We start from the raw sequence: 25,701 nt of genomic DNA, 5'->3' as shown, positions 1-25,701 counted from the left end.
TGCTATGAAGAAATTGCTGATGAAAAAAGTTGCTGTTTTTTTCCTGCTGTTTTTTACCGTGATGACGGCCTTTTCCCAAAACAACCGGATGACTGTTCATGGAAAAATAAGCGACCGGGAAAGTGGAGAACCTTTGTCGGGAGTAAGCATCTCGGTAATTAACTCAGCCGGGTTGGGTACGTTCTCAAAAAAAGAAGGCGTATACACCATTAAGGTAGAGGCCTACCATAAATTATTGTTCTCCTATGTGGGCTATGATACAGTAGAAGTGCAGATAACCGATCAGGATAACGTGAATGTTTTGATGCAAAAATCAAGTAACAGCGTTATGGACGAAATTGTTGTTACAGGTACCCGCCTTGAGAAAAAAATTAACGTTACCGGTGCCATTACTACGGTAGATATGGAAGCAATCGGGAAATCGGCTCCAAGCGCCAGTATCGTAAATTCATTGGCGGGCAATGTGCCGGGAATTATGGCTATGCAAACTTCCGGGCAGCCCGGAAAAGATATCTCGAACTTTTGGATCCGGGGCATCTCTACATTTGGAGCCAACAATAGCGCGCTGGTGCTGATAGATGGATTTGAAAGAGACATTAATGAAGTGAATATTGACGATATTAAATCAATTTCTGTACTCAAAGATGCTTCTGCTACGGCCATGTATGGGTCGAAAGGGGCAAATGGTGTGGTCTTGATTACCACAAAGCACGGAATCATTGGTAAAACCAATATCAACGCCAAGGTCGAATCCTCTTATAACACCCGTACCATCACTCCTGAATTTGTAGACGGGAACACCTACGCCCATTTAATTAATGAAGCGCAGATAACACGGAATCGTGCTCCCATATATAGTCCTGTTGAGCTGGAAATATTACGTTTGGGCCTGGATCCTGATCTGTATCCGAATGTGGATTGGTCTCGTCAGCTGTTAAAAGACGGAGCAATGACCTATAACGCAAATCTTAACCTGAGCGGGGGCGGTACTACAGCCCGGTATTTTGTATCCGGCGGTTACCTGGATGAGAAAGGCATGTATAAAACAGATGATGCGATAAAAAGGGATTATAATACGAATGCCGATTATAAAAAATGGACATACAGACTCAATACCGATGTGAATGTAACCAGAACGACTGTTTTGAAATTAGGGGTATCCGGCTCTTTAAGAAAAAGAAACAGCCCCGGTTTGGGAGATGCGGATGTGTGGGGAGAGCTGTTTGGTTATACCCCCGTCCGCACGCCCATTTATTACTCCAATGGATATGTGCCTGCTGTGGGTACCGGCAATAAAACGAATCCCTGGGTAGCGGCCACTCAGACCGGTTTTAATGAAACCTGGGAAAATAATATTCAAACAAATTTTACAGTAAACCAGGATCTGAACTTTATAACAAAAGGATTAAAATTTGAAGGCAGTTTTGGTTACGATACCTATAACTCCAGTACTATTGAACGCCGCAAATGGCCGGAACAATGGAGGGCGGAACGGTATAGGGACAGGGAGGGGAACCTGGTTTTTACCAACATGTCTGGCCCAAGCGAACTGCATCAGTCCAGTAGCTCTGATGGCAGCCGCAGGGAATTCATTATTGCTTTGCTCAATTATTACCGCACTATAAAAAATGATCATAATATAGGTGTGGATCTGAGGTACACGAACGAAGCCAATACATTTACGCAAAACCTGGGAACGGATATTAAGAACGGGATCTCAAAGAAGAACCAGGGGGTTGCAGGACAGGCATCCTATAACTGGAGAAATAAATACTATGCGAATTTTAATTTCGGCTATACAGGATCAGAAAACTTTAGTCCCGGGCACCAGTTCGGTTTCTTTCCTGCGGGCTCAGTTGCCTGGAATATTGCTGAAGAAGACTTTATTAAAAATAACTTAAAGTGGATCAATTTCTTTAAGATCCGCTATTCTTATGGCCGGGCGGGCAACGATAACCTGGGAAATAACAGGTTCCCGTATTTATATACGATCGCCGAGGGGCTGGACGGATATGAATGGGCCGAATTTAGCAACAAAAAGACCTATGGAGGATTAGGATTTACTCAGGTGGCATCGCCGTATGTAACCTGGGAAGTTGCGACCAAACAAGACATTGGTTTGGACCTATCACTTTGGAATGACAAATTTTCAATGACTGTTGATGCCTTTAAGGATGAGCGCACAGGAATTTATATGGAAAGAAATTTCTTACCTGGTTATGTTGGTCTCACAAGCACACCAAGTGCAAATGTAGGCGCTGTCCGTTCCATGGGCGTTGACGGAAATGTTACGGTGAAGCATAATTTCAATAAAATCAATGTAACCCTGCGCGGTAATATAACGTATAGCAAAAATGAAATACTGGACCGGGATGAGGAAGAAAGTGTATATCGCTACCAGATGCAAAAAGGATACCGGGTTAATCAGACAAGAGGTTTAATTGCTTTGGGCCTGTTTAAAGATTATGAGGATATCAGGAACAGCCCTGCGCAGACATATGGAGTCTATCAACCCGGCGATATTAAATATAAAGACGTAAATGGAGATGGCGTCATCAATGATGATGACGTCGTTGCCATTGGTTCAACCAGTACCCCGAATTTAATATATGGCATGGCCGCTTCCGTCAGCTGGAAGGGATTAGATGTGGGTGTACGGTTCCAGGGTGCAGGAGAATCCAGTTTCTTTATATATGGAAAAACAGTGTATGCATTCAGCGAAGGCGAATGGGGCAACATCCTGAAAGGTATGGTTGAAGACCGGTGGATATCGGCAGATATTTCCGGAGATCCGGCAACCGAAAATCCAAATGCTTCCTATCCCAGGTTAAGTTATAATGGAAATGGCAATAACTATCGTAATTCTACCTATTGGTTACGTAACGGGGCTTATTTAAGGGTTAAAAATGTGGATATTGGTTATACGCTTCCTAAACAAATGCTCAATAGAATTCATATGAGCAGTTTGCGCGTGTATTGTTTGGGCACTAATTTGTTAACCTGGGCGCCTTTTAAATTATGGGATCCGGAAACAACAAACCCGAGAGGCGAAACGTATCCTTTACCCAAGTCGGTTACTGTTGGACTAACAATCGGTTTATAATATAAAACGTATTTTGATGAAAAAAATAACAACCATATCCATTTTTATTGCGGTGGTGACGCTATTGATTTCCTGCAAAAAATATCTGACCACCGACCAGTATTTTAAGGATCGGATGACCCTGGATAAAGCATTTAATAATGAAAATTACATTGAAGAATGGCTGGCAAATGCTTACTCATCCATTACCGGGATAAATGCCGATGTGGCAAGTAAAGGCTACGAGCCGTTCAACTTTGGCGATGATATGTATTACGGAGACAGGGATGGGGCGTATGACCCACAGAATGCCAGCTCTTTGAATTATAACAAATTTAGTCTTGGCAACTATCATGAGGGGGATGTTCAGTCCTGGACAAAATGCTACCAGGGCATCAGGAGCGCCTCTATATTTATACAAAATATTGACCAGTCCACCGTAATCGATGCGGGCAGGAAGGCGGATTACAAGGCACAGGCCCGGTTCTTACGCGCTTATTGTTATTGGCTTTTACTCAGGAAGTACGGCCCTGTTCCCATTCTTCCTGATGATGGAGTCGATTATACGGATAGCTATGCCGATTTAGCGTTGCCCAGGAACTCTTATGAACAATGCGCTGAATATATTGGCAAAGAAATGGTGCTTGCGGCCAGGGATCTGCCACAGAATCGCGGTCAACTGGCCATAGCCCGGCCAACCAAAGGTGCAGCATTGGCAACCCGTGCTAAAGTATTTTTGTATGCGGCAAGTCCTTTGATGAATGGAGGTGAGCGGAGTATGGACTATAAAGCGCAATTGGTAGATGATAAAGGAACGCCCCTGCTTTCGCTTACTTATGATGAGCAAAAATGGGCCCGGGCAGCCGCTGCGGCAAAAGATGTGATGCAGTTGGGCGTTTATTCCCTGTTTGTTGCACCATATAAATCATCAGGTACCATAACCCATCCTGCTACCATAACGCCGCCATATAACGCTGAATTTTCAGACAAAGCATGGCCTGAGGGATGGGCGGATATAGACCCGTTTGATTCTTATCGTGCCCTGTTTGATGGTGAAGTTCCTGCTTCTTCAAACCCGGAGCTGATCTTTACACGCGGGCAGAATCAATCCTCCGAAGGCATCAATGTGATGGTGGTGCACCAATTACCACGCATAGCCTCCGGCTGGAACACACATGGTTTAACATTAAAACAGTGCGATGCCTATTATATGAACGATGGTGCCAATGTGCCCGGGAAAGATATGGAGTATGGAAGAGGAGATGGCAGCCAGCGGGTAGGAGGCTTTGTAACCGATCAGGATGTTACAAGTGGGAAATATAAGCCCCTGGCGTCCGGCGTATCCTTACAATTTGCCGACAGGGAACCGAGGTTTTATGCCTCGGTAGCCTATAATGGCAGTGTATGGCACCTCACCAATGAGTCGCAGGTCAATAACAGGGAAAAGCAGGTTTTTTATTATCGTGGGTCGGGTAATGGGTATACCAATACCATGTTTTGGCTGAGAACCGGTATCGGGGTAATGAAATATGTAAACCCGCAGGACACTTATGAAAATGGGAATTTGAGTAAAGTGGTACCAAAGTACGAGCCGGCCATTCGCTATGCAGACATATTACTGGCCTACGCCGAGTCTTTAAACGAATTAAACGGCTCCTATTCTATACCCACTTGGGATAGTTCGGGCGTTTATACCATTACCAGGGACGCTGAAGAAATGCGCAAAGGAATCAGGCCTGTCAGGATCAGGGCAGGATTGCCCGATTATCCCGGTACCGTATATTCGAGCAACGCTCAATTGCGCACCGCGATAAAACGTGAACGGCAGATTGAATTGATGGGTGAACAGCAGCGGTATTACGATTTGCGCAGATGGGAGGATGCCGCCACTGAGCTGACCCTTCCTATATATGGCTACAATACGCTTATGACCGCCACTCAAAGAGATTTATTTCATCAGCCGGTGGCAGCTTTTGCCCTTCAAAGCACCTTTGCATCCAAAATGTATTTTTGGCCTATTGCAATCGAAGAATTGAGGCGTGATGCCCGTTTAACGCAAAATCCGGGCTGGCAAACTTATAAATAATTAAAATATTTACGAATGAAAAAGATCGCTGCATTCCTGTCCATCCTGTTTGTTTCCGGAAGTATAGCTTGCAATAAGGATTGGGTTTCTGAACAATTTGAACATTATGTCTCTTTCAAAGCACCTTTAAATGGAGATGATGTTACGCCTGTTTATATCCGCTACAAACCGGATGGTGTTGTTAATTATCAATTGCCGGTAATTGTTAGCGGCTCAACGGATAACGACAACGATTTACTGGTGCATATCGGCGTGGATCCCGATACCCTGAGCGCCTTCAATAATGCGAATTTTCAAAACAGAACAGATCTTTATTATAAAGAATTAACAAGTCAGTATTTTACGATTCCTGATACCGTGTCTATTCCAAAAGAGGTGAATACAAACACGATAAAAATCGGGTTCTCGCTTAAAAATATTGATCTGGTAAATAAATGGATACTTCCGCTGACCATTCAGCCTTCCAACGGTTACACGCCAAACCCAAGAAGGAATTACTCCAAGGCATTATTGAGGATTGTACCGTTCAATGATTATTCCGGGGTCTATAGCGGCACGGCTCTCAAAATTTATTTAAAAGGAGAAGAAAACGGGGCAGCAATAGTGAAGAGCGAAATAGAGGCTTATGTTGTTGACGAAAATTCAGTCTTTTTCTACGCCGGTACTGTTGATGAGAATAAAACGGATAGAAGGTATTATAAAATACACGCCCATTTTGATGATCAGACCAAAGAAGTTACACTTGGTTCTGATAATCCTTCCATGAAGTTAAAGGTAAATCAAAAAATTTATTATACGGTTGAAGACGTTAAGGACGAGCTTCAGCCCTATCTTGTTCACAGGTATGTTACCATCAATAATATTGATTACAATTTTACCGATTATACATCTGCAACCAATGCGTCCATCGATTATACCGTTCGTGGGTCGCTGATTATGGAAAGAAAGATCAATACACAGATACCGGATGAAGATCAGGCAATCCAGTGGTAAACGCTGCTGCCGGAGGAGGGCCGGCAGGCGGTCATTGGTCGTATTGCGTTTTAACAGAGCGCCGCTCATTCGTAAATCATGCACCCGCCACCCGCTTTCATTGCTGTATTTTGCCCTCCTCAGGTTCAAATTGTGCGGTATTTAATAAAATTGAATATGAAAAAATATCAGATGCCAGGCGGGTTTGATTTTTCTTTTCTTGTTTCCTGAAAGGGAAGCAGAAAAAGAAGGGATAGGATTTCGTTGTACATTTGTGCCGTATCATATTGCTTTGCCATGTGGAGCAGCTCCGGTACGGCCTCCTCGTGTTATTGGATCAAAAAAATAAAAAAGCAGTGGCATACCTACGCATCATCTTTATAGTGATCTTCTGTCTGGGCTTGCGGCCTTCCGGAACTGCACAGTCCAAACGTCCCAATATAGTCCTCATCCTGGCGGATGACCTGGGGTATTCGGATGTGGGTTGTTATGGCGGGGAAATAGCCACACCCCATATCGACCGGCTGGCAGCCAACGGCGTCCGGTACGCCAGCTTTTATAACACCTCGCGCTGTTGCCCTACAAGAGCGGCCTTGCTCACGGGTATGTACAATCACAATGCCGGCATCGGCGAAATGACCACCAACCGGGGGCTGCCGGGTTACCGGGGAGCGCTTTCCGAAAACACCGTTACACTGGCAGAAGTATTGAAAAAAGCCGGTTATCATACAGCGATGGCCGGCAAATGGCATGTAAGCAATACCCTGGAGCAGCCAACCGCCGAAGCACAGCTGCGCTGGCTCAATCACCAGGAAGACCACCCTTTTTTTTCGCCGGTGGAGCAATATCCCGTAAACCGCGGCTTTGAGCACTATTTTGGAAATATCTGGGGCGTGGTGGATTACTTTGATCCGTTTAGCCTGGTAAGCGGCACCACACCAATAAAAACGGTACCGGACCATTATTATCATACCGATGCCATCAATGATACCGCCGTTCAATACATTCATACACTGAGTAAACAGAAAGCGCCTTTTTTTCTTTACGTGGCGCATACCGCACCCCACTGGCCGTTGCAGGCATTGCCGGAAGATATCCGCAAGTATGCGCACACCTACACCGCGGGCTGGGATGCCATCCGCCAGGCGCGTTACCGTAAGATGGCCGCGCTGGGCCTGATCGATACCAATATCGTAAAGCTTTCCCCAAGGGAGGCCGGCGCCGCCAGCTGGGAGCTTAACCGGCATAAGGACTGGGATGCCCGGGCTATGGCCGTGCATGCAGCAATGGTGGACCGGATGGACCAGGGTATTGGAAGGATCATTGCCGCGTTGAAGCAGGAAGGAAAGCTGGACAACACGCTGATCATTTTTTTAAGCGATAACGGCGCCAGCCCCGAAAATGCAATGGCCTACGGGCCGGGGTTCGACCGCCCGGGCGCTACCCGTATGGGTGACCCCATCCGCTACCCTGTAAATAAGGGGGCAATGCCGGGCCCGCAGACCACATTCGCCTCTATCGGAGCAGCCTGGGCCAATGTGGCCAATACGCCTTACCGTTTTGCCAAAGCATCTTCTTTTGAAGGTGGGGTGCACACGCCCATGATCGCCTGCTGGCCAAAAGGGATCAAAGGCAAGGGCCGGGTGTCGCGCACCACCGGGCATGTGATCGATTTTATGGCAACCTTCCTGGAGCTGGCCAAAGCTGACTACCCGGAAACCTACAACGGTCGTACCATCCGGCCCATGCAGGGGATGAGCCTGGTGCCTTCATTCAAACATAGCGGCGCTCGTTCATCGCGGCTGCTTTTTAATGAACATTTTGGCGCACGCTATGTGCGGGACGGGAACTGGAAGCTGGTAGCAGCACCCGGCAAGCCCTGGCAGCTTTTTGATCTGCAGCAGGACGCTTCGGAATTGCATGACCTGTCTGCCCGGTACCCGGAACAGGTCAAACGCCTGGGCGCCTTATGGGAGGAGTGGGCGCATCAAAACAATGTATTTCCCAAAAAGAAGCAGTAACAGAGCACTTTAGGGTGGCCGGAAGCCGCTGCCGGCCCTGTGCAATCGTTTCCACTAACATTGGTTTTAAGGGAAGAATGATGTATTTTGCCTCCTACTCAATTCATGATCATGCGTTATCTTCTAACAACAGCCTTGCTTTGCACCATTCGTATCTTATCGGCACAGGATATCAGTCTTGCGCTTCAAAAAGAACCTCCGATGACCACGGCGGAAAAAACTGCCCGCTGGCAAACCCTGAAAGGGGGTACGGCCGTTGGTTTCCTCAACAGTAATAAACGGTATCCGCAGGACCGCATTCCGGAAGCAGCAGCTAAGAACGCCGAAACGCTGGTAGCCTGGAAGGGGGAACGGGTGCATACACAGCTGGGCGTATGGTCCGCAAAAGAAGGAGCGGTAGCAGCGGCTGTCGGATCCCTGAAATCTGAAAATGGTGCGGAGATCCCTGCTGACCGGGTGCAGACCGGGTTTATGGGGTATGTCATGACGGATGAGTTCCGCAACGGCTGCGGGCATCGCAAACCGGTAGATTTTGACTCATCGCTGGTGGCGGATGCAATTGATTTTGGAAAGACCCGTGCCGTTCTGAAACCAAACCAGGTACAGCCCATATGGGTAAGCATCGATGTGCCGGCAGATGCACCGGCGGGTAACTACGAAGGGCCGATCACCATAAAGGCAGATAAAGAATACCGGCTTAGGCTTACCGTTAAAGTGCTGGATAAAGTGTTGCCCCCGGCATCGCAGTGGGCATTTCATCTTGATCTGTGGCAGCACCCGGCGGCAGTGGCCCGCGTGCATAATGTACCGTTATGGAGCGATGCGCATTTTGAACGGATGCGTCCATACTATGCAATGCTGGCAAAGGCCGGACAAAAATTCATCACTGCCAGCATTGTGAATGAGCCCTGGGGGCATCAGACCTATGACGATTATCCCAGCCTGATCAAATGGACCAGGAAGAAGGACGGCGGCTGGAGCTTTGATTACAGCCTGTTTGATAAGTACATCACTTTCGTAATGAGCACGGGCATCAACCAGCGCATCAACTGTTACAGCATGGTTCCCTGGAAGGTGGCTTTTCAGTATTATGATGAGGGCCTGGGCCGCGATACGGTATTTACCGGCAAGATCGGGTCAGAAGCATACAATGTTTTCTGGACACCCATGCTAAAGGATTTTACCCGCCACCTGAAGGCGAAGGGCTGGTTTGAAAAGACCACCATTGCTATGGATGAGCGCCCCATGGATGCCATGAAAGCGGTGATCAGATTATTGAAGGGAATTGACAAGGACTGGAAGATCGCGCTGGCAGGAGACTATCATGCGGAAATAGAAAAAGATATTGACGATTACTGCATTGCTTCGGCGCACCAGTTCCCGGCAGATGTGCTGGCGGCCCGGAACCAACGGGGACAGCTGAGTACCTGGTATACCTGCTGCACGGAAAAATACCCGAACGGGTTCACCTTCTCGCCGCCCGCAGAGCATGTCTGGATCGGCTGGTACACGGCCGCCAAAGGGATGAAAGGCTACCTGCGCTGGGCCTACAACAGCTGGACGGCGGATCCGGTGAACGACAGCCGTTTCCGTACCTGGCCTGCAGGAGATACCTACCAGGTATACCCCGGACCGGTTACCTCCATCCGGTTTGAAAAAATGATCGAAGGCGTGCAGGATTTTGAAAAGATCCGCATTCTGAAAAAAAAGTACAAAGAAAACGGCAACGCCGCAAAACTAAAACAGCTCGAAGCCGCCCTTACTGCATTTGAGATCAAAAACCTGGCACAACAGGCTGCAGCGGATATGGTAACAAAAGTGAAGCCGCTGATCAATCAGTAGGGAAGGCGTCATCTCAGGTTCGAGGTGTACCCTTTCATCTTTGATGCGGCACGGTGATGCTGCGTGCGCTGCCGGCTAATTTCCCGGGCCCAGCACCTGTTTCCGCTTTTTTAACGCATGGCTCAGTTGCTGGTAAGGTACATCCTGTACGGGTATGCGCGCGTCAATGGCCAGTGAGGCTGCCGCCGCCGCTGATTGTGCCAGGATCATGAACACCGGTTCCATCCGGATGGATCCATAGGCGATATGGCTGGCAGAAAGACAAACGGGCACCAGCAGGTTGGTGCATTCGGTACGTTTGGGAGTGATGGATCCATAGGAGATCTTATAAGGCCGGTCCGGAGCTACACCTATATCGCCTTCATTCTGTACCTGCCCTTTTTCATCTACATAGCGCTGCGCATTATGCGCGTCCATCGCATAGGAGCCCATTCCAATGGAATGCGGGGTCTCTTTCCTGGCCAGCACATCCTGTTCTGTCATGATATAACTGCCCGTCATACGCCTGCTTTCCCGGATATACAATTGCCAGGGCCACCCGCCGTTGTCCCTGAATTCATCTTCCGGTAATCCCCATTGCTGCATGCGCAGCCGTATCTTTTCCGGAACACGCCGGTCATTGGAAACAAACCAGAGCAACCCTTTTTGGTAATCCCCGTGGTCTTTGATGATCGCTTTCCGGCGCTCGTACGAAGCTTCCGGGTAGTCATAATTCATGCCAATATAATCGGTGCTGAAAGGACCATGGTTGTTGGTGTCGGTCTTTTTATTGGGAATGGCATCAAACTTTTGGAACCATTCGTTCCACCCCGTTTGAAATACCCGCAGCAGCAGCAGGTACTGATCCGGATTGTAGTGCTCCGGCTTTGGAAAGGGACGCCGGTTAGCCGGGTTGGCCGACATGCAGACACGGAAGCAATAGGCCTGTATGCGGTGATCTCCTTCACCGTTGTTACCGGGGGGCTCATCGCTGATGCCGGGCAGCAACCCCGAGGAAGGATCACCGGGCGTTTTGTAGGGATCTACCGGGGCGGACAGGACCATAAAGTTGTGCCGGTGCTGTTTTACACCTTTCTGTATCCCGTTCCAGCGTTCGCCATATACATTGCCGGCTTCGCGGCCAACATGATAGGAAACCCCGGCAGCCGCCATCAGGTCGCCTTCATAGGTGGCATCAATAAAAACGGTCCCTGAAAATCTTTTTTTTGAAAGTGTTGCAATGCTGCGGATCTTCCGGTTCTTAATGATCACTCCTTTTTCCCGGTCGAGCCATTCATTGCGATATACCGGTATCCTGTATTCTTTTATATAATCTTCAAAGATCTTTTCCGCTACATGCGGCTCAAAGATCCACATGGTGCGGTTAGCGCCATCAATGGCCGGGGTTCCCTGTCCTTTGTTCCCATAAGATGCTTTTGTTTCCCATTTCCACGCAGCGGGATCGTTATAATGCTCCCAGATGCGATGGTAAAAGTCGCGGGCCAGTCCGCCGATCACCGATTTGTCTCCGGTATCGGTAAAGCCCAGCCCGGAAGCGGAGAGCCCCCCGAGGTGCCGGTCGGGCGATATAAGAACAACCGATTTGCCGGACATCCGGGCTTCAACTGCGGCCATTACAGCGGCGGCAGTTCCTCCATAGACAACGATGTCATACCTACGGCCACTTTGCGCAACGGAGTGCAGGGAGATCACGAACAAACAGGGGAGCGCAATGCTCCGGATCGCTTTACAGAAGGTTCTTTTTACAGATGAAATTCCGGTCATGGTGTGGCTTTATCGTTATGCAGATCCTGTAAAAATACATTTTATACCGGTTGGATATCCGTAACAGACCCTTTCATTGGCCTGAAGGGCTATCACATCAGCATTATACGGGAAAGTACCGGCCTGAATGATCATTCAGTTTCGTATGAATAGGTAGGCGAATGGCCGTTAAAAAAAAGTCTCCACAAGCGGGTTGCCTGCGAAGACTTTTTTTAAGATTATGAGCTATTTAATGATCTTAAAGAACCGGCGCCATCTGGGGCCGTCTTCATAGCTGAACCAGATCATGGCAGCTTTGCCCACAACATGGTCTTCCGGTACAAATCCCCAGTAACGGCTGTCCTGCGATTTATGCCGGTTGTCGCCCATCATCCAGTAGTAGTCCATTTTGAACGTGTATTTATCCGTAGGGGTGCCATTGATCGCAAAACTGCCGTTTGCATGCTCTACGAGCGTATTCTTTTCATATACCTGTATGGCCCGGCGATACAGGGCAATGTTCTCTTTTGTAAGGGTAATGGTAGCGCCTTTTTTGGGGATCCATATGGTGCCGAAATTGTCCCGGTTCCATTTGAAGTGGAGGGTGTCAAAAGGGAAGGTGCCCTGCTCTACAAGGCCGGCCGGCGTAACATCTTTTACAATGCTGTTCGGATCGATGACGGGCAGCTTTTTCAGGATCTCCAGTTCGGGCAGGGTGAGGTTAATGCTGTAATTGCCTCCGTTCAGCATGGCAAAATCCGGGCTGTTGCTCTCCATATTCAGCCGTATTCCGGATTCCCGGAGAAAATCAGCATCAACCGGCGTATTGTTCTTTGTACGGAAGGTATAGAATGTGGCCGATGTGGGAGCGATATTGCCCGGCTGGTTATTGATGTAAACAATACCGTTCACAATTTTGAGCGAATCGCCGGCAATACCAATACAACGTTTTATATAATTGTCGGTTTTATCGACCGGGTGCACCGCCAGTGGCTGAAACTGCGGATCGTTTAAGACGCGGTCCCTTCCCAGCATACGCTCAAACATATAATAGGGCTGGGCCGATTGGAACCCGTCCTTGTTGATCACCGTATCGCCCTCGGGGAAGTTGAAGACCACGCAGTCATTCCGTTTCACCGGGGCTGCAAACCAACGGATATAAGGAAGCTCGATGAGCGTGGTATAGGACTTTGCGCTGCTTCCCGGTAGGTAGTTATGTACAAAAGGTACAGAGAGCGGGGTATTGGGGATCCGCGGCCCGTAACTGAATTTGCTTACAAAAAGATAATCATTGATGAGCAGGGTCTTCTCCATGGAGCTGGATGGGATCACATAGGCTTCAAAGATGAAGATGCGGATCAGCGTAGCAGCAACAACTGCAAAAACGGCGGCATCCACCCACTCGCGCCAGGCCGGCTTCTGATGGTGTTTTACACCCTCGGCCTTAATGAAGCGTGCGTCTTTATTGCGGGCCAGCCAGGGAAAGTAGAAGGGCGCCAGTATGGCGGCAAAAAAATGATCGGCAATGGAGAACCGGCAGAATACTTTTGCAAACTCGATAAAGATCCCCGGGGTGATGAACCAGCCTACAACCGGGATGAACTGCCAGAACACCCAATGCTTTGGCCGTCCTGCAATCTCCTGCATCACCCAGGTGTTGTAAAACGGAACAAAGGCTTTCCAGGGTGCATATCCTGCCTTTTTAAACAAGGGCGCCAAACCAAAGGAGGGAAGAAAAACCAACAGCGTACTGATCAGATAGACAACAATTAAATGGTGTACCGGCATCGATTCAAACTATTTTAATCAACAAATTTATTGCAAAGGGGGCACAATGTAACCTTTTGCCTTACAGAATTAACAATTTAACCCCTTTTAAGCAAAGAGGCCGCCCCCAAATATATGGAAACAGCCTCTTGCTATAACAAAAATCTTTATTTGTGTCTTTTTCTGGCTGCGGGTTTTACGGCCTTATTACTGCTGCCCTTATAAGTTTCTGCTAATTTAACGGCTTCATAAGCGTTTACGATCCCCCCGGTTACCGACAGGTCGGAGAGGGGTACTTCCGTTCGGGTTTCGGGGTTGGTTACCTTTGTGTCGGGTTTTAAAACCGACCGTTCGATGATCTCTTTTACCTGAACGGCGCTCAGGCCGGGATAGTAGCTCATGATCAGCGCCGCCAAACCGGTAACAACAGGCGCGGCCATGCTGGTGCCCTGCTGGTTGCCATAGGTATCACCACCGGGAAGGGTGGAGTAGATCAGCACGCCGGGCGCAAAAACATCTACTTCCTTTTTTCCGTAATTGGAGAAGTTGGCTACGAGACCGCTTTTGGCATCCGGGCCGCTGGCTCCAACAGTGATCCAGGTTGCGGGCCTGCTTTTATCCAGGTAATATGCCGAAGGAAAATTAAACGTAGTGTCATTGTCCTGCTTATCGTTTCCGGCAGCGTGTACCAAAAGCACCCCCTTTGTTACGGCATATTTCACCGCGTCATCCACCCATTTTTTTTCGGGGGAGAAGCCTTTGCCAAAGCTCATGTTGATGACCCGCGCACCATTGTCGGCGGCATAGCGGATGGCAAGGGCGATGTCTTTATCATGCTCGTCCCCGTTGGGCACGGCGCGTATGCTCATGATCTGTACATTATCTGCCACGCCGTCCATCCCCTTATCATTGTTCCTCGCTGCGCCTACAATGCCGGCCACATGCGTACCATGCATCGCCGATTCCTCGTTCACCAGAACGTTGTTGTTGCCATAATACCGGTCGTTGATGTCGTCGTAATTGTCTTTTACCACTTCATCGCGAAAGGGCTCCGGCGGCTGCTTTTTATTGTTCATCTTTTCAATATCCTGCTCTATATTTTCAAGAAGGTCTTTATTGCTGATGTCGTCGCTGTTGTTGTCTTTGCTGATGGAGGTCAGGAAGGTCTTGAATTGGTTGGCATTAAAGGTGGTCGCCCGGTAATCGGTGAGATCTTTGACCGTGTACTTTTCTTTTTTCAGATCGATGCGGATGATCTCGTCACCAACTTTCATCATTTTGAAGATCCTTTCAAGGAAAATGTCATCCGTTCCGTTTTCATCCGGTTTAAGAACTTCCTTCTTTGCGCGCTGCCAGGTCTTAAAGGTCTCCTGTTCCGCAGCGGGAACCTCGCTCACCGTCTTTCCTTCGTATTTATCCTTCAGCTTCCAGTATACGCGGGCCGCTTCATAGGAGTCCTTGGTCACGTTCTCCTTTCCGTCCCGGCTGCCGATAAAATTCCAGCCATGCACATCATCCACATAGCCATTCCTGTCATCGTCAATGCCATTTCCCGCGATCTCTCCTTTATTGGTCCAGAGCACCGGCCGGAGGTCTTCATGGGTGGTATCGATGCCGGAGTCAATGATCCCTACGATCACGGAACTGCTTTTTTTGTTTTTCGACCGCAAGAAATCATAGGCTTTATTTACGCTGATACCATAGTACCCATCGGTTTTCAGGTCTTTCAGGTGCCATCCTTTCGGAACATCCGACTGTCCGTAACCGGTAATCAGGAACGCACTGCTCAACAGGGCCAATCCGGCCTTTTTCAACAATTTCATCATGTACTTCAGATTGAGTTTTCTTATGCAAAAGCTACAAATTTAGCGGATCTGGTTTTAAGAATATCCTAAAAAGATTATTCTTAAGAACAGGATCCGGTATCGTTTTATACGATGCGCTGCCGTTTTCGGCGGTTGCACCCTCTTTTTTCTTTAGGCAAAATTTAGCAGTTACAGGTCAAACCGGATACCCTGGGCCAACGGAAGCGCTGCACTGTAGTTGATGGTATTCGTTTGCCGCCGCATATAATTCTTCCAGGCATCGCTGCCACTCTCCCTGCCGCCGCCGGTCTCTTTTTCGCCGCCGAATGCACCACCGATCTCCGCACCGGAAGTGCCGATGTTCACATTGGCGATCCCGCAATCACTTCCGGCATAGGACAGGAACTGCTCTGCCTCCCGCAGGTTGAGCGTCATGATTGCAGAAGACAATCCCTGGGGTACCCCGTTCTGAATGACGATGGCTTCCTCCAGCGTTTGGTATTTCAACAGGTATAATATGGGGGCAAAGGTCTCTTCTTTTACTATAGTATATAGAGGTTCTACCTCTGCAATACAGGGCTTTACGTAGCATCCGCTTTTGAAAGATGCTCCTTCCAGTACACCTCCCTCTACCAGGAAGCGGCCTCCTTCAGCCCTGCATTTTTCAATGGCATTCAGGTAGGACTGCACGGCGGCCTGGTCAATTAACGGGCCTACATGATTGGCCGGATCCAGGGGATCGCCGATCTTTAACTGGTTGTATGCCTGTTTTAATTTGGCTTTTACCGCTTCATAAACCGATTCGTGAATGATGAGGCGGCGGGTAGTGGTACAGCGCTGCCCGGCGGTACCTACTGCCCCAAAAACAGCCCCGAGCAGGGCAATATCCAGGTCGGCGTCTTTTGAAATGATGATCGCGTTGTTGCCGCCAAGCTCCAACAGGGAGCGGCCCAGCCTGCCTGCCACGGTTGCCGCTACGGCCTTGCCCATCCGGGTGGAACCGGTTGCAGAAACAAGCGCGATCCGGGGATCGGCCGCCAGCCATTCGCCGGCCGAACGATCGCCTGTAATTAAATTACAGACTCCGTCAGGAACATTATTATTTTCAAAAATATGTGAAATAATGTTTTGACAGGCAACGCCGCAGAGCGGAGTTTTTTCGGAGGGTTTCCAGATGCAGGTATTGCCACAAACCAGGGCCAGCATGGCATTCCAGCTCCAGACCGCTACGGGAAAATTAAAGGCGGAGATAATGCCCACAACGCCCAGCGGATGGTACTGTTCATACATCCGGTGCCCCGGGCGTTCGCTGTGCATGGCCAGCCCGTACAATTGCCGGCTCAACCCCACGGCAAAATCACAGATATCGATCATTTCCTGCACTTCTCCCCAGCCTTCCTGGAGGCTTTTCCCCATTTCATAAGAAACCAGCCTTCCGAGCGATTCCTTTTGTCGGCGCAGCGCGTCACCGATCTGGCGTACCACCGCTCCACGCCTGGGAGCCGGCCAGCTGCGCCATTCGGCAAAAGCCTTTTGTGCCTGTGCTGCCACCAGCCCATACTGCCCGGCTGTGGTCGCCGAAACAGTACCGATCAAAGCTCCGTCGACCGGCGAGTAAGACGCGATATCTTCCGACAGCGGTTCCAGCCAGGTGCCGCCGGTACTGGTGCCGCGGTTTGTTTTTTCGATGCTCAGCGATTTTAAAAAATCCATATGCGTTTATTTGATCCGGTAATTTACGAAAAACCGGCAAAAGAAGGGGCTGTAGCCCGGGCGTCGCGAAAGCGGGCGCTCCCAATGCGGCGGTTTGGAAGGCCCATGCATTCTGCCTTTAATTTTACGTTGATTTCCTGTAAGTTTGGGATATTTACCGGAGTATAAAAATGAATGAGATCATATGAGTGAAAAACGTTTACGGGTGCTGGTTGCCGGCTGCGGAAATATGGGAAGTTCCCATGCTGCGGCCTATCATCAGATGGAGGCATTTGAGATCTGCGGGTTGGTATCGCGCGGCGGCAGCAATGCTGCGCTCAACGGGCAGCTCGGTACGGATTACCCGCTTTACGCGGATTTTAATGAAGCGCTGGCGGCTGTTCAGCCCGACGCGGTTTGTATTGCCACCTACCAGGATACACATGAGGCGTATGCCATCAGCGCCCTGGAAGCCGGTGCGCATGTATTTATTGAGAAACCGCTGGCAGACTCCGTTGCGGGGGCGGTCCGTGTGGTGGAGGCTGCAAAAAAACAGGGTAAAAAACTGGTGGTCGGTTATATTTTAAGACATCATCCTTCCTGGAAAAAATTTATTGAGCTGGCCTCGGGTCTGGGGCGGCCGCTGGTAATGCGGATGAACCTGAACCAGCAGAGCAGCGGGCATGCATGGCAGGTGCATAAAAAATTCCTCTCCCATATGAGTCCCATTGTGGATTGCGGCGTACACTATATTGACGTCATGTGCCAGATGGTGCGCTCAAAACCGGTACAGGTAACAGCCATTGGCGCGCGACTTTCCGAGGCGGTGCCAGAGGATAATTACAATTATGGTCAGCTGCAGATCCGTTTTGAAGATGGATCGGTGGGCTGGTATGAAGCAGGCTGGGGGCCGATGATCAGCGAGACCGCTTTTTTTGTAAAGGATGTGATCGGACCGAAAGGATCGGTTTCCATTGTTGCGAAACGTGCAGGCGGAACTGGCGCTTCGTCCGATATTGATGCACATACAAAGACCGAATCCATTTTATTGCACCACGCTGATGTGGATGCCAGCGATCAGTTTACCAAAGCAGATGAATGGATCGATATGCAGGATGAACCGGATCACCAGGAGCTCTGCAACCGGCAGCAGCGCTATTTTTACAATGCGATCGTTAATGATGAAGATCTTACGGATCATATGAATGATGCGGTAAACAGCTTGCGGATCGCATTTGCCTGTGATGCATCGGTAAAGACAGGACAGGTGGTGAAGCTCTGAGCGGGCATTCTTTTTTAAGAGAATGATTTCTAAGAAGCTGTTTAAAAATAACATGGTTAAGTGACCGCTCCGCACAGGCCGGGAGATAAGAACTCACCGCCTTACCGGCCAAAGCTACTTTTCCATCAGTCCCTGCAGGAGGGAAACACCCCGGGCCCGGACCAAGGACCGGTAGCTCTGCTGAAGATACGGCGGCGGCCGCCCTGGTCCGGGTTCCTCACGCACCCGGAAAAATGTATGTAGCTGAAATGACATGCGCTAAAAAAAGGGATTACAACCGTAACCCCTTTTCACTTTTTGCTATAAATGATTATTTCTTGCTCAGGTCCTTTATACGCAGGTTTCTGAATTTTAGAAAGGAACCATGCCCCAGGAACCCGATATGTCCCGTTTTGTTCAGCAACCCGGGGTGCTTTTTATGATCGGGCGTATCGGTATTGTTCTTGCTTGCTTTGGCGATATCGCCGTCTACAATGGTCTTGCCGTTCAGAATTACCGTGATCCGGTTTCCAACCGCTCTTACTTCCTGGTAGTTCCATTGCCCCACCGGTTTTAAATAACCTCTCAGCGCCGGGATGATGCCATACACGGATCCGTGGTATTGATAAGGCTGCAGGTCTTTATAAATAGGGGCTTCATTATCCAGGATCTGCAGTTCCATACCTTCGTAGGCGGCATCTCCTGTTAAAGGAGCACGGATGCCCAAACCATTATTGGCACCCGGGGTTAGCTGGAATTCGAAACGCATGATGAAGTCGCTGAATTCTTTTTCGGTGTACACATTGCGATTGGCGCCTTCCGGAACGGCAATAGAGGGATCGCAGATAATGGTGCCGCCCTGGGCAAAATAGCCTTCGGTATTGCCGGTCCATCCCTTCATGTCTACTCCGTTGAACAGGGGTTCAAAGCCATCTTTCTTTTCCTGTTCGCTCAGCACATAGGGCTGGGGCCGCGGAATTTCCCGCACATAAACATCGCGAAACTCCAGGCGGGTACCATGGGCCTGCAGTTCAATGGCCTCTTTTCCAAAAATAGGAATGTTGCGGTCCCAGTAGTTTTCCAGTGTTACATTGTTGGTCACCAGCTTGCCGTTGAGGTAAACGGTTACTTTATTACCGACCATCTTAATGCGGAATGTATTCCATTCGTTGATGGGATTGTCGGCAAAAACGAGGGGTGTGCTTTTATTTTTCTTATTGTTGTACAGGCCGCCGGATCCCACCTGTGCGCCCACATCCGTCCGGGAAGGATCCCAGGTCTGTACCTGTGGCGATCCTCTTAAATAAACGCCGCCGTCTCCTTTGGCTTCCATTCTCCAGTCCACAAAAAGCTCAAAGTCTTCATACATCCTGGTGGATACCAGGTTGTCAAATCCTTTACCGTCAAACACCAGTACGCCGTTCTCTACCCGCCAGTCGTTGCGCATTTGCTCATCAGCTTTCTTTTGCGCTGCTGCTAATTGCTGGGGTGTCATCTTTGCTCTTGTCAGCGGGTTGCCTACCAGCCCCTTCCAGCCGGAGAGGTCCTTACCGTTGAACATGGAAACATAGCCGGGATCTTTGGGAAGACCGGCCAGTTGTTTTACCCAGGCAGCTTTCTGGTAGGCGGCTTCCCCGTCTTTGTTCAGGGAGATGGCTTTATTTACAATGCCCTCCACCAATGGCCCGTAAAGATCGGTATGATCGGTAACGATCGCCATTACGGCCTGTACTGCGGCCTGCTGCAATGCCGGATCATCCAGGTAGCTGGAAACAAAAACAAGGGATAAGAGGGAGCTGTTGCTGCCGATACCCTTGAGGATCTTTGTTTTTTGCCCGTTGCTGACCGCAAGCTGCATGGCTTTGCGGAACATCAGCACCTTCTGGTCTACCGGATTCTTAGACCGGTTGATGCCGGCTATAAAGCTGTTCAGCGCATCGTTCCTGAAGCGGGCATTTGCCGGATCTTTCGCGATGGTATAAAGCGCGTCCAGTGCCGCGGCATCGCTCCAACCCGAAAGCGCTTTCAATGCGGCGGCTTTCTGACCGGCGTTGCCGGTGTTGAAATCATTCAGTACCACATCCAGGGCTTCCTTGCCGCCAATATCAGCCAGCACCGAATAATAATGGGTCTTGCCGGCACCGGCGTTGTTCATCAGCTCCTTTACGGCGGTTACCTGGCTGGCCTTTGTTTTCTTTTCTTTAATGGCAGCAAACAGAGATTGTTGCAGGGCATTCGCTTCGCCGGTATTGGACACGTTGTTCAACAGGCCGGCGATCTTTGCTTCGTCACCCGGAGCAACAACGTAGGGAAGGGCCTTGATGGCTGCAAGCCGTACCGCTGCATCGGTATTGGTGGCATCGGCAAAAACAGTACCGGCGTATTTTTCGCCGCCCCGGCGGGCCACAATGTCGATCAATGTTGCACGTGCTGCGCCTGAGGTTTGCGGGAGCAGGGCGGCAGCCTGGCTGGCTACATCGGTACCCTTAATGGTCAGTAATGCCTTTTGGGCCGCATCAAGCGTGGTGGTGGATGATGCGTCTTTAGCGGGAGATTCATCGGCAGTGCGTATCAGGTTCAGCAAGGGAGCGATGGCTTCGCCTTCACCGGCGCGTGCAATAGCTGCAATGGCTGCCAGCTGTACCTGTTTATTTCCGGAACTGAGTAAGCTGGTTAACAGGGGTAATGCGGCTTTGTCCTTATGTTCACCGAACACGTGCAGCAGGTTTGCCTGTTGTACCGGATCCGATGTATTTTTTACTGCGTTCCGGATCTCACCGGAAATTTGTTCGTTGTAAGATGCTCCAAGCAATGCGACCGCCGCGGCCTGGTATTGTTTGTCGGAAGAGGCGAGGGCCGCGAGCAGTTCCGGACGTGCATTTTCGCCGGCTGTTTTATAAAGCAGCCCCAGTGCAGCGTTGCGGAATTGTACGGGCAGCCCGTTCATGGCCAGTAGCTCGCGGGCCGTTTTTTCCGTAACGGATCTGCCCGGTCCCTCTGCTGTTTTTGAAAGATAACGCAGGTATGAATTTACGGCGTTGGATGCTTCCGGCTGATAGCCTGTTTTCCGGGCTGCCGCTTTCAGCGTGGCGGCAGATTGCGGGTCACCGATCATTGCCAGCGCGTACAACAGTGCTTTCCGGGTATTCAGGTTCTGAACAGAAGGATACAGCTGCTGCAGTTTTTTTGCCGCTGGTGCATACTTCAGATCGCCGAGGGCCTTTATCAGCATCATCTGCTGTGTACCCTTTGCGGCGGAAAGCGCATACAGGAGCGCATTAGCGGAGCTGCGGGTGTTTACGCGAACCAGAACACGGGCTGCAGGATCGGTAAGCCTTTTATGAAGCAGGTATCCTTTTACTACCGGCACAACTTCATCGCCCGCCACGTATTGCAACTCCTGCAGCAAAAAATCTTTTATTTCATCGTTTTGAACGGTCTTCAGTCCATTAGCCAGCGCCAGTGCTGCAATGCGTTGGGCACTGCGGTCATTGCCTTTTCCCAGGTATTTGGTCAGTCCGCTCAGCGCGTAGCGTGCTGCCTGGTCGGTCCGGTTTCCCGGGGGCTGAATTTTAGCAATAATGCTCCGGTAACCGGGTGCACCGATTGCCGTCAATTCCTTCATGGCAGCATCCAGCTCTGCTGAACTTTGAGGAGGCATTTTCATCAGCAGGTCTGCAACTTTTGTTGCTGTGGTTCTTACATCTCCTTTTTGCTGCGCATTGGTAAAGCCAGCCATCAAAAGAAGCAGAAAAGTCAGTATTGTAAATTTTTTCATCGTTTGTTTTTTGGGGATCATCAAATGGACCAGGGGCCGCGCATGGGTTGGTGAATGAGTGCATTGGCCGCAGCATCGTTTACGAATTCCAGTTTTACCGGGTCAAATTGCAGGGACCGGCCCAGTCTTACCGCTGTAATAGAGAGGTTCACCAGGGTGGCGGACCGGAAGCCATTGTCTTCATTCAATGCAAATTTCTGACGTGTTTTTACCGATTGTGCAAAGTCGTCCAGCTGTGGTTCCGGATCGGGCATTGCCGCCAGCTTCTTATCGAGGTCGGGGATCGTTGTCCGGAACCCGTTGAATACTTTTCCCTTCGGGCCCTCAATATAAGCAGCATTGGTATCGCGGTTCTCACCGTCCAGGATGATCTTGCAGCCGTCCTCATAAGTAAGCTCAATGCGTTTCCAGGTACCCGCTGCGTCCGGGTCCTGCTCCGGTGCATCTACGTCGATCCTTACGGGGCTGGTATGATCCTTTCCTAAAAAATATTGTACCGGGTCCAGGTAATGCTGGCCCATATCGCCCAGGCCGCCGCCGTCGTAGTCCCAATAGCCGCGGAAAGTCTGGTGTACCCGGTGCGCGTTGTAAGGCTTAAAGGGAGCGGGCCCCAGCCAGAAGTCATAGTCCAGCTCCGCCGGCACCGGCTGCACGTTGAGCGCGGTCTTGCCCACCCAGAAAAATTTCCAGTTAAAGCCGGTGGCTGCATTTACGGTCACTTTCAGCGGCCACCCCAGCAAACCACTTTCCACCAGCTTTTTGATCGGCTTTACCGTGGTATTCATCCCGTAAAAATTATCTTTAAAACGGAACCAGGTATTGAGCCGGAACATGCGCTCATTCTGCTGGATCACTTCCCGCACGCGTTTGCCTTCACCAATCGTACGGGTCATGGGTTTCTCGCACCACACGTCCTTACCGGCATTGGCCGCATCCACACTCATGATGCCGTGCCAGTGTGGCGGGGTGGCAATGTGCACTACGTCAATGGCCGGATCCTGCAAGAGCTCCCGGTAATCGTGATAGGTTTTGGTACCCTTCGGAGATTTGTTCAAGGCCTGTGCCAGGTGCTTTTTGTCCACATCACAAATAGCCACCAGGCGCGCGCCGGGATAGCCAATATGGCCCTGACCCATAGAACCGACACCGATGATGGCTTTTGTCAGCTGGTCGCTGGGCGCAATATGCCGCGGACCTCCCAGCACATGGGAAGGCACGATCGTGAATGCCGCAAACGATGCAGCACTGTTCTTGATAAATTTTCTGCGATTCATTATAAATGTTTAATGGCTTTAAGAAGTTAGTAAACCGTTAAATGCATGATGCTGTTAAAGATAAGCTGAGCAGGTAAATAACTAAAAAAAACAGCGTTGTTTTTTTGTATCTTTTTAATAAAGAAAAAGGTTGGATAAAAATTATTGAAATATGAGCAATTCTTTATGAAAAAAATAGCATAAGTTTTGAGCCTGCACCACAGTCCTGTCGCAATGTCTTTTTGTCTTTATAGCGTACAGATTTCGCGGCTCTTCACAGATGAGACAGGTAGCCCGTGACTTCCGTGGGCGACTATAACAACATCATTTGGTGCCCGCATAAAAAAATGCGCCGATCCGGAATGGGCGCATTTTGATAAATATGAAACAGAGGCGATTCAATAAACGGTCCTCTTTTTTTTGCATCCTAATAATACCAACGCACAAAGGCCTCCATTGCGGCGTAGTGCGTCAGCCCGAGATCAGCGTAGATCGTTGCGGTATTGGCGTTCCGCTCTTCGGCACGCTGCCAGAACTCACGGTTGTCGGAACCCTGGAAGGGCACCATATCTTTCTGTGATTGGTGGATGAAGATACCAAACCGTTTTTTCAGCACCTGCTCCGGGCTCATCGGGATGGCCATTTCAATGTCTTCAATATTCCACTCCTGCCATGCGCCCTTGTACAGCCACAGCCAGCAATCGCTGATCCACTCGTCGCCGTCCTCGCGGAGCCGCTGTAAGGCCGCCACAACCGCATTAAAGCATACCAGGTGTGTGCCATGCGGATCTGCAAAATCACCGGCGCAATAGATCTGTTGCGGTTTTATTTTCCGCAGTAGTTCCATGGTGATCTTGACGTCCTTTTCGCCCAGGGGTTTCTTTTCTATGGTGCCTGTTTCATAAAAAGGCAGGTTCATAAAATGGATATTGCTGTCAGGGATGCCTACATAACGGCAGGTGGCGCTGGCCTCACCGCGACGGATCAGCCCCTTGATCTCGCGGATGGTGGGAGTATCGATCTGGTTGGGTTTTTTCCCGGCCACATATTTGCGCGTTTGTGCCAGGATCCTGGCCGGCTTATCCGAATCTATTTTTGCAATGGTGTTAAAGCCCACTGCAAAATCAAGAAAGCGGGTTACGAACTCATCAGTTACGGCAATATTCCCGGAGGTCTGATAGCCTACATGCACGTCATGTCCCTGGTCGTGGAGGCGCTGAAACGTACCGCCCATGCTGATGATATCGTCATCCGGGTGCGGGGAGAAGATCAGCACTCTTTTTGGATAAGGGATGGAACGTTCCGGGTGGGAAGGGATCACCGCATTGGGCTTTCCGCCGGGCCAGCCGGTAATGCTGTCGCGCAGCATATAATATACTTCCAGGTTGATCTCGTATGCATTGCCTTTCTCCACCAGCAGATCGCTCAACCCGTACTCGTTATAATCCTCGTTGGTAAGGGAAAGCACCGGTTTTTCCAGCTGCAGCGCCATATGGACCACCGCTTTTTTGATCATTTTAGGAGTCCATTCCACTTCCCCGGTGAGCCAGGGAGATTTCAGACGGGTCAGTTCGGATGCCGCCGGTTCATCCACAATGAACTTCACATCGGGATGGGTTTGCAGCAGGGAGGCGGGTACGTGTTCGGTCTCGTCTTCTTCCACTGCGGCTTTTACGGCTTTCGCCTTGCCGGCGCCCCAGGCCATCAGGATGATCTGTTTGGATTTTAAAATGGTGCTGATACCCATGGTTATGGCCATCCGGGGCACTTCGGAAATATTGGCAAACTCGTAGGAATTGGCGATCCGGGTGGAATTGTCCAGGTTGATCAGCCGGGTTTTTGTATAAATGCCCGATCCGGGTTCGTTAAAACCAATATGGCCGTTGTTACCGATGCCAAGGATCTGCAGATCGATGCCCCCGGCCTTCTCGATCAGTTGCTCGTAGGCCGTACAGGCGGCCTTTACATCTTCCTTGGCTACTTCACCATTGGGAATATGGATATTTTTTGGATGGATGTCTACATGATCGAACAAATGTGTTTGCATAAAGCGGTTATAGCTCTGGATGGCTTCCCTGCTAATGGGATAATATTCGTCCAGGTTAAAGGTGACCACATTTTTGAAGCTCAGCTTTTCTTCCTTATGCATGCGCACCAGCTCGGCATACAGGGTTTTGGGACTGGAACCTGTAGCCAGGCCTAAAACGCATTTTTGTTTCTGTTTTTGCTTTTCGCGGATCAGCCCGGCGATGGCTTTGGCAATGGCCAGGGAGCCGGCTTTCAGATCGGGGAAGATCTGCACTTCTACTTTTTCCAATGTATCCAGATGATTTTGCTTAGCAGTTTGTGACTTAGGCATTTGTATGATTTTATATTGATTTATAAATGAATGGGCGCAC

13 protein-coding genes are annotated in these 25,701 nt (G+C 49.8%); 6 read left to right on the top strand and 7 right to left on the bottom strand.

Annotated features, from left to right (window positions below; all coding sequences use genetic code 11):
- Positions 1 to 4: 4 nt before the first annotated feature.
- The 5 genes from B160_RS0117870 (at position 5) to B160_RS0117845 (ending at position 10,003) form a co-directional block, all read left to right on the top strand.
- Positions 5 to 3,103 (top strand): SusC/RagA family TonB-linked outer membrane protein, encoded by a 3,099-nt coding sequence (locus B160_RS0117870; protein WP_018629297.1) that lies wholly within the window; start codon positions 5 to 7, stop codon positions 3,101 to 3,103.
- Between the two features lie 16 nt (positions 3,104 to 3,119).
- Positions 3,120 to 5,168 carry a RagB/SusD family nutrient uptake outer membrane protein gene (locus B160_RS0117865; protein ID WP_018629296.1) on the top strand — a complete coding sequence of 683 codons (2,049 nt, stop codon included), beginning with the start codon at positions 3,120 to 3,122 and terminating at the stop codon, positions 5,166 to 5,168.
- Positions 5,169 to 5,183: 15 nt separating this feature from the next.
- Positions 5,184 to 6,161, top strand: coding sequence for a DUF4973 domain-containing protein (locus B160_RS0117860; RefSeq protein ID WP_018629295.1), 978 nt, complete (start codon positions 5,184 to 5,186; stop codon positions 6,159 to 6,161).
- 335 nt (positions 6,162 to 6,496) lie between these two features.
- Positions 6,497 to 8,161, top strand: a complete 1,665-nt coding sequence (locus tag B160_RS0117850; RefSeq protein WP_157558124.1) for an arylsulfatase — start codon at positions 6,497 to 6,499, stop codon at positions 8,159 to 8,161.
- A gap of 111 nt (positions 8,162 to 8,272) precedes the next feature.
- Positions 8,273 to 10,003 (top strand): DUF4091 domain-containing protein, encoded by a 1,731-nt coding sequence (locus B160_RS0117845; protein ID WP_071597060.1) that lies wholly within the window; start codon positions 8,273 to 8,275, stop codon positions 10,001 to 10,003.
- A gap of 75 nt (positions 10,004 to 10,078) precedes the next feature.
- On the opposite strand, the gene B160_RS0117840 is transcribed toward B160_RS0117845, so the two are convergent.
- The 4 genes from B160_RS0117840 to amaB all read right to left on the bottom strand — a co-directional run bounded on the left by B160_RS0117840 (position 10,079) and on the right by amaB (position 17,031).
- Positions 10,079 to 11,767, bottom strand: a complete 1,689-nt coding sequence (locus tag B160_RS0117840) for an FAD-dependent oxidoreductase (protein WP_018629291.1) — start codon at positions 11,765 to 11,767, stop codon at positions 10,079 to 10,081.
- Between the two features lie 225 nt (positions 11,768 to 11,992).
- On the bottom strand, positions 11,993 to 13,534 hold the full coding sequence (lepB, locus tag B160_RS0117830) for a signal peptidase I (protein WP_018629289.1): 1,542 nt from the start codon (positions 13,532 to 13,534) through the stop codon (positions 11,993 to 11,995).
- A 146-nt stretch (positions 13,535 to 13,680) separates the two neighbouring features.
- On the bottom strand, positions 13,681 to 15,339 hold the full coding sequence (locus B160_RS0117825; RefSeq protein WP_018629288.1) for a S8 family peptidase: 1,659 nt from the start codon (positions 15,337 to 15,339) through the stop codon (positions 13,681 to 13,683).
- A 168-nt stretch (positions 15,340 to 15,507) separates the two neighbouring features.
- Positions 15,508 to 17,031, bottom strand: coding sequence for an L-piperidine-6-carboxylate dehydrogenase (amaB, locus tag B160_RS0117820; RefSeq protein WP_018629287.1), 1,524 nt, complete (start codon positions 17,029 to 17,031; stop codon positions 15,508 to 15,510).
- Between the two features lie 184 nt (positions 17,032 to 17,215).
- On the opposite strand from amaB, the gene B160_RS0117810 reads away from it, so the two are divergent.
- Positions 17,216 to 18,292: a Gfo/Idh/MocA family oxidoreductase gene (locus B160_RS0117810; RefSeq protein WP_018629285.1), complete on the top strand. Its 1,077-nt coding sequence runs from the start codon at positions 17,216 to 17,218 to the stop codon at positions 18,290 to 18,292.
- A 310-nt stretch (positions 18,293 to 18,602) separates the two neighbouring features.
- Here the strand turns inward: B160_RS0117810 and B160_RS0117800 are convergent, their stop codons facing one another.
- The 3 genes from B160_RS0117800 to nagB form a co-directional block, all read right to left on the bottom strand.
- Positions 18,603 to 22,049: a DUF1080 domain-containing protein gene (locus tag B160_RS0117800; protein ID WP_018629283.1), complete on the bottom strand. Its 3,447-nt coding sequence runs from the start codon at positions 22,047 to 22,049 to the stop codon at positions 18,603 to 18,605.
- Between the two features lie 20 nt (positions 22,050 to 22,069).
- The gene (locus tag B160_RS0117795; protein ID WP_018629282.1) at positions 22,070 to 23,323 is read right to left on the bottom strand and encodes a Gfo/Idh/MocA family oxidoreductase; all 1,254 of its coding nucleotides are present in this window, start codon (positions 23,321 to 23,323) and stop codon (positions 22,070 to 22,072) included.
- Between the two features lie 406 nt (positions 23,324 to 23,729).
- Positions 23,730 to 25,661: a glucosamine-6-phosphate deaminase gene (gene nagB, locus B160_RS0117790; protein ID WP_018629280.1), complete on the bottom strand. Its 1,932-nt coding sequence runs from the start codon at positions 25,659 to 25,661 to the stop codon at positions 23,730 to 23,732.
- Between the last annotated feature and the right edge of the window lie 40 nt (positions 25,662 to 25,701).

This window comes from Niabella aurantiaca DSM 17617 (genome assembly GCF_000374125.1).
In the GTDB taxonomy this organism is placed as follows: Bacteria; Bacteroidota; Bacteroidia; order Chitinophagales; family Chitinophagaceae; genus Niabella; species Niabella aurantiaca.
Note: the sequence above shows the minus strand (reverse complement) of the source record. Positions and strands in the feature narration are given on the sequence as shown.

What these genes read in the sequence shown, in the direction of transcription:
- B160_RS0117870 (WP_018629297.1), top strand. Translation starts at nt 5, where the DNA reads ATGAAGAAATTGCTGATGAAAAAAGTTGCTGTTTTTTTCCTGCTGTTT.
- B160_RS0117865 (WP_018629296.1), top strand. Translation starts at nt 3,120, where the DNA reads ATGAAAAAAATAACAACCATATCCATTTTTATTGCGGTGGTGACGCTA.
- B160_RS0117860 (WP_018629295.1), top strand. Translation starts at nt 5,184, where the DNA reads ATGAAAAAGATCGCTGCATTCCTGTCCATCCTGTTTGTTTCCGGAAGT.
- B160_RS0117845 (WP_071597060.1), top strand. Translation starts at nt 8,273, where the DNA reads ATGCGTTATCTTCTAACAACAGCCTTGCTTTGCACCATTCGTATCTTA.
- B160_RS0117840 (WP_018629291.1), bottom strand. Translation starts at nt 11,767, where the DNA reads ATGACCGGAATTTCATCTGTAAAAAGAACCTTCTGTAAAGCGATCCGG.
- lepB (WP_018629289.1), bottom strand. Translation starts at nt 13,534, where the DNA reads ATGCCGGTACACCATTTAATTGTTGTCTATCTGATCAGTACGCTGTTG.
- B160_RS0117825 (WP_018629288.1), bottom strand. Translation starts at nt 15,339, where the DNA reads ATGATGAAATTGTTGAAAAAGGCCGGATTGGCCCTGTTGAGCAGTGCG.
- amaB (WP_018629287.1), bottom strand. Translation starts at nt 17,031, where the DNA reads ATGGATTTTTTAAAATCGCTGAGCATCGAAAAAACAAACCGCGGCACC.
- B160_RS0117810 (WP_018629285.1), top strand. Translation starts at nt 17,216, where the DNA reads ATGAGTGAAAAACGTTTACGGGTGCTGGTTGCCGGCTGCGGAAATATG.
- B160_RS0117800 (WP_018629283.1), bottom strand. Translation starts at nt 22,049, where the DNA reads ATGAAAAAATTTACAATACTGACTTTTCTGCTTCTTTTGATGGCTGGC.
- B160_RS0117795 (WP_018629282.1), bottom strand. Translation starts at nt 23,323, where the DNA reads ATGAATCGCAGAAAATTTATCAAGAACAGTGCTGCATCGTTTGCGGCA.
- nagB (WP_018629280.1), bottom strand. Translation starts at nt 25,661, where the DNA reads ATGCCTAAGTCACAAACTGCTAAGCAAAATCATCTGGATACATTGGAA.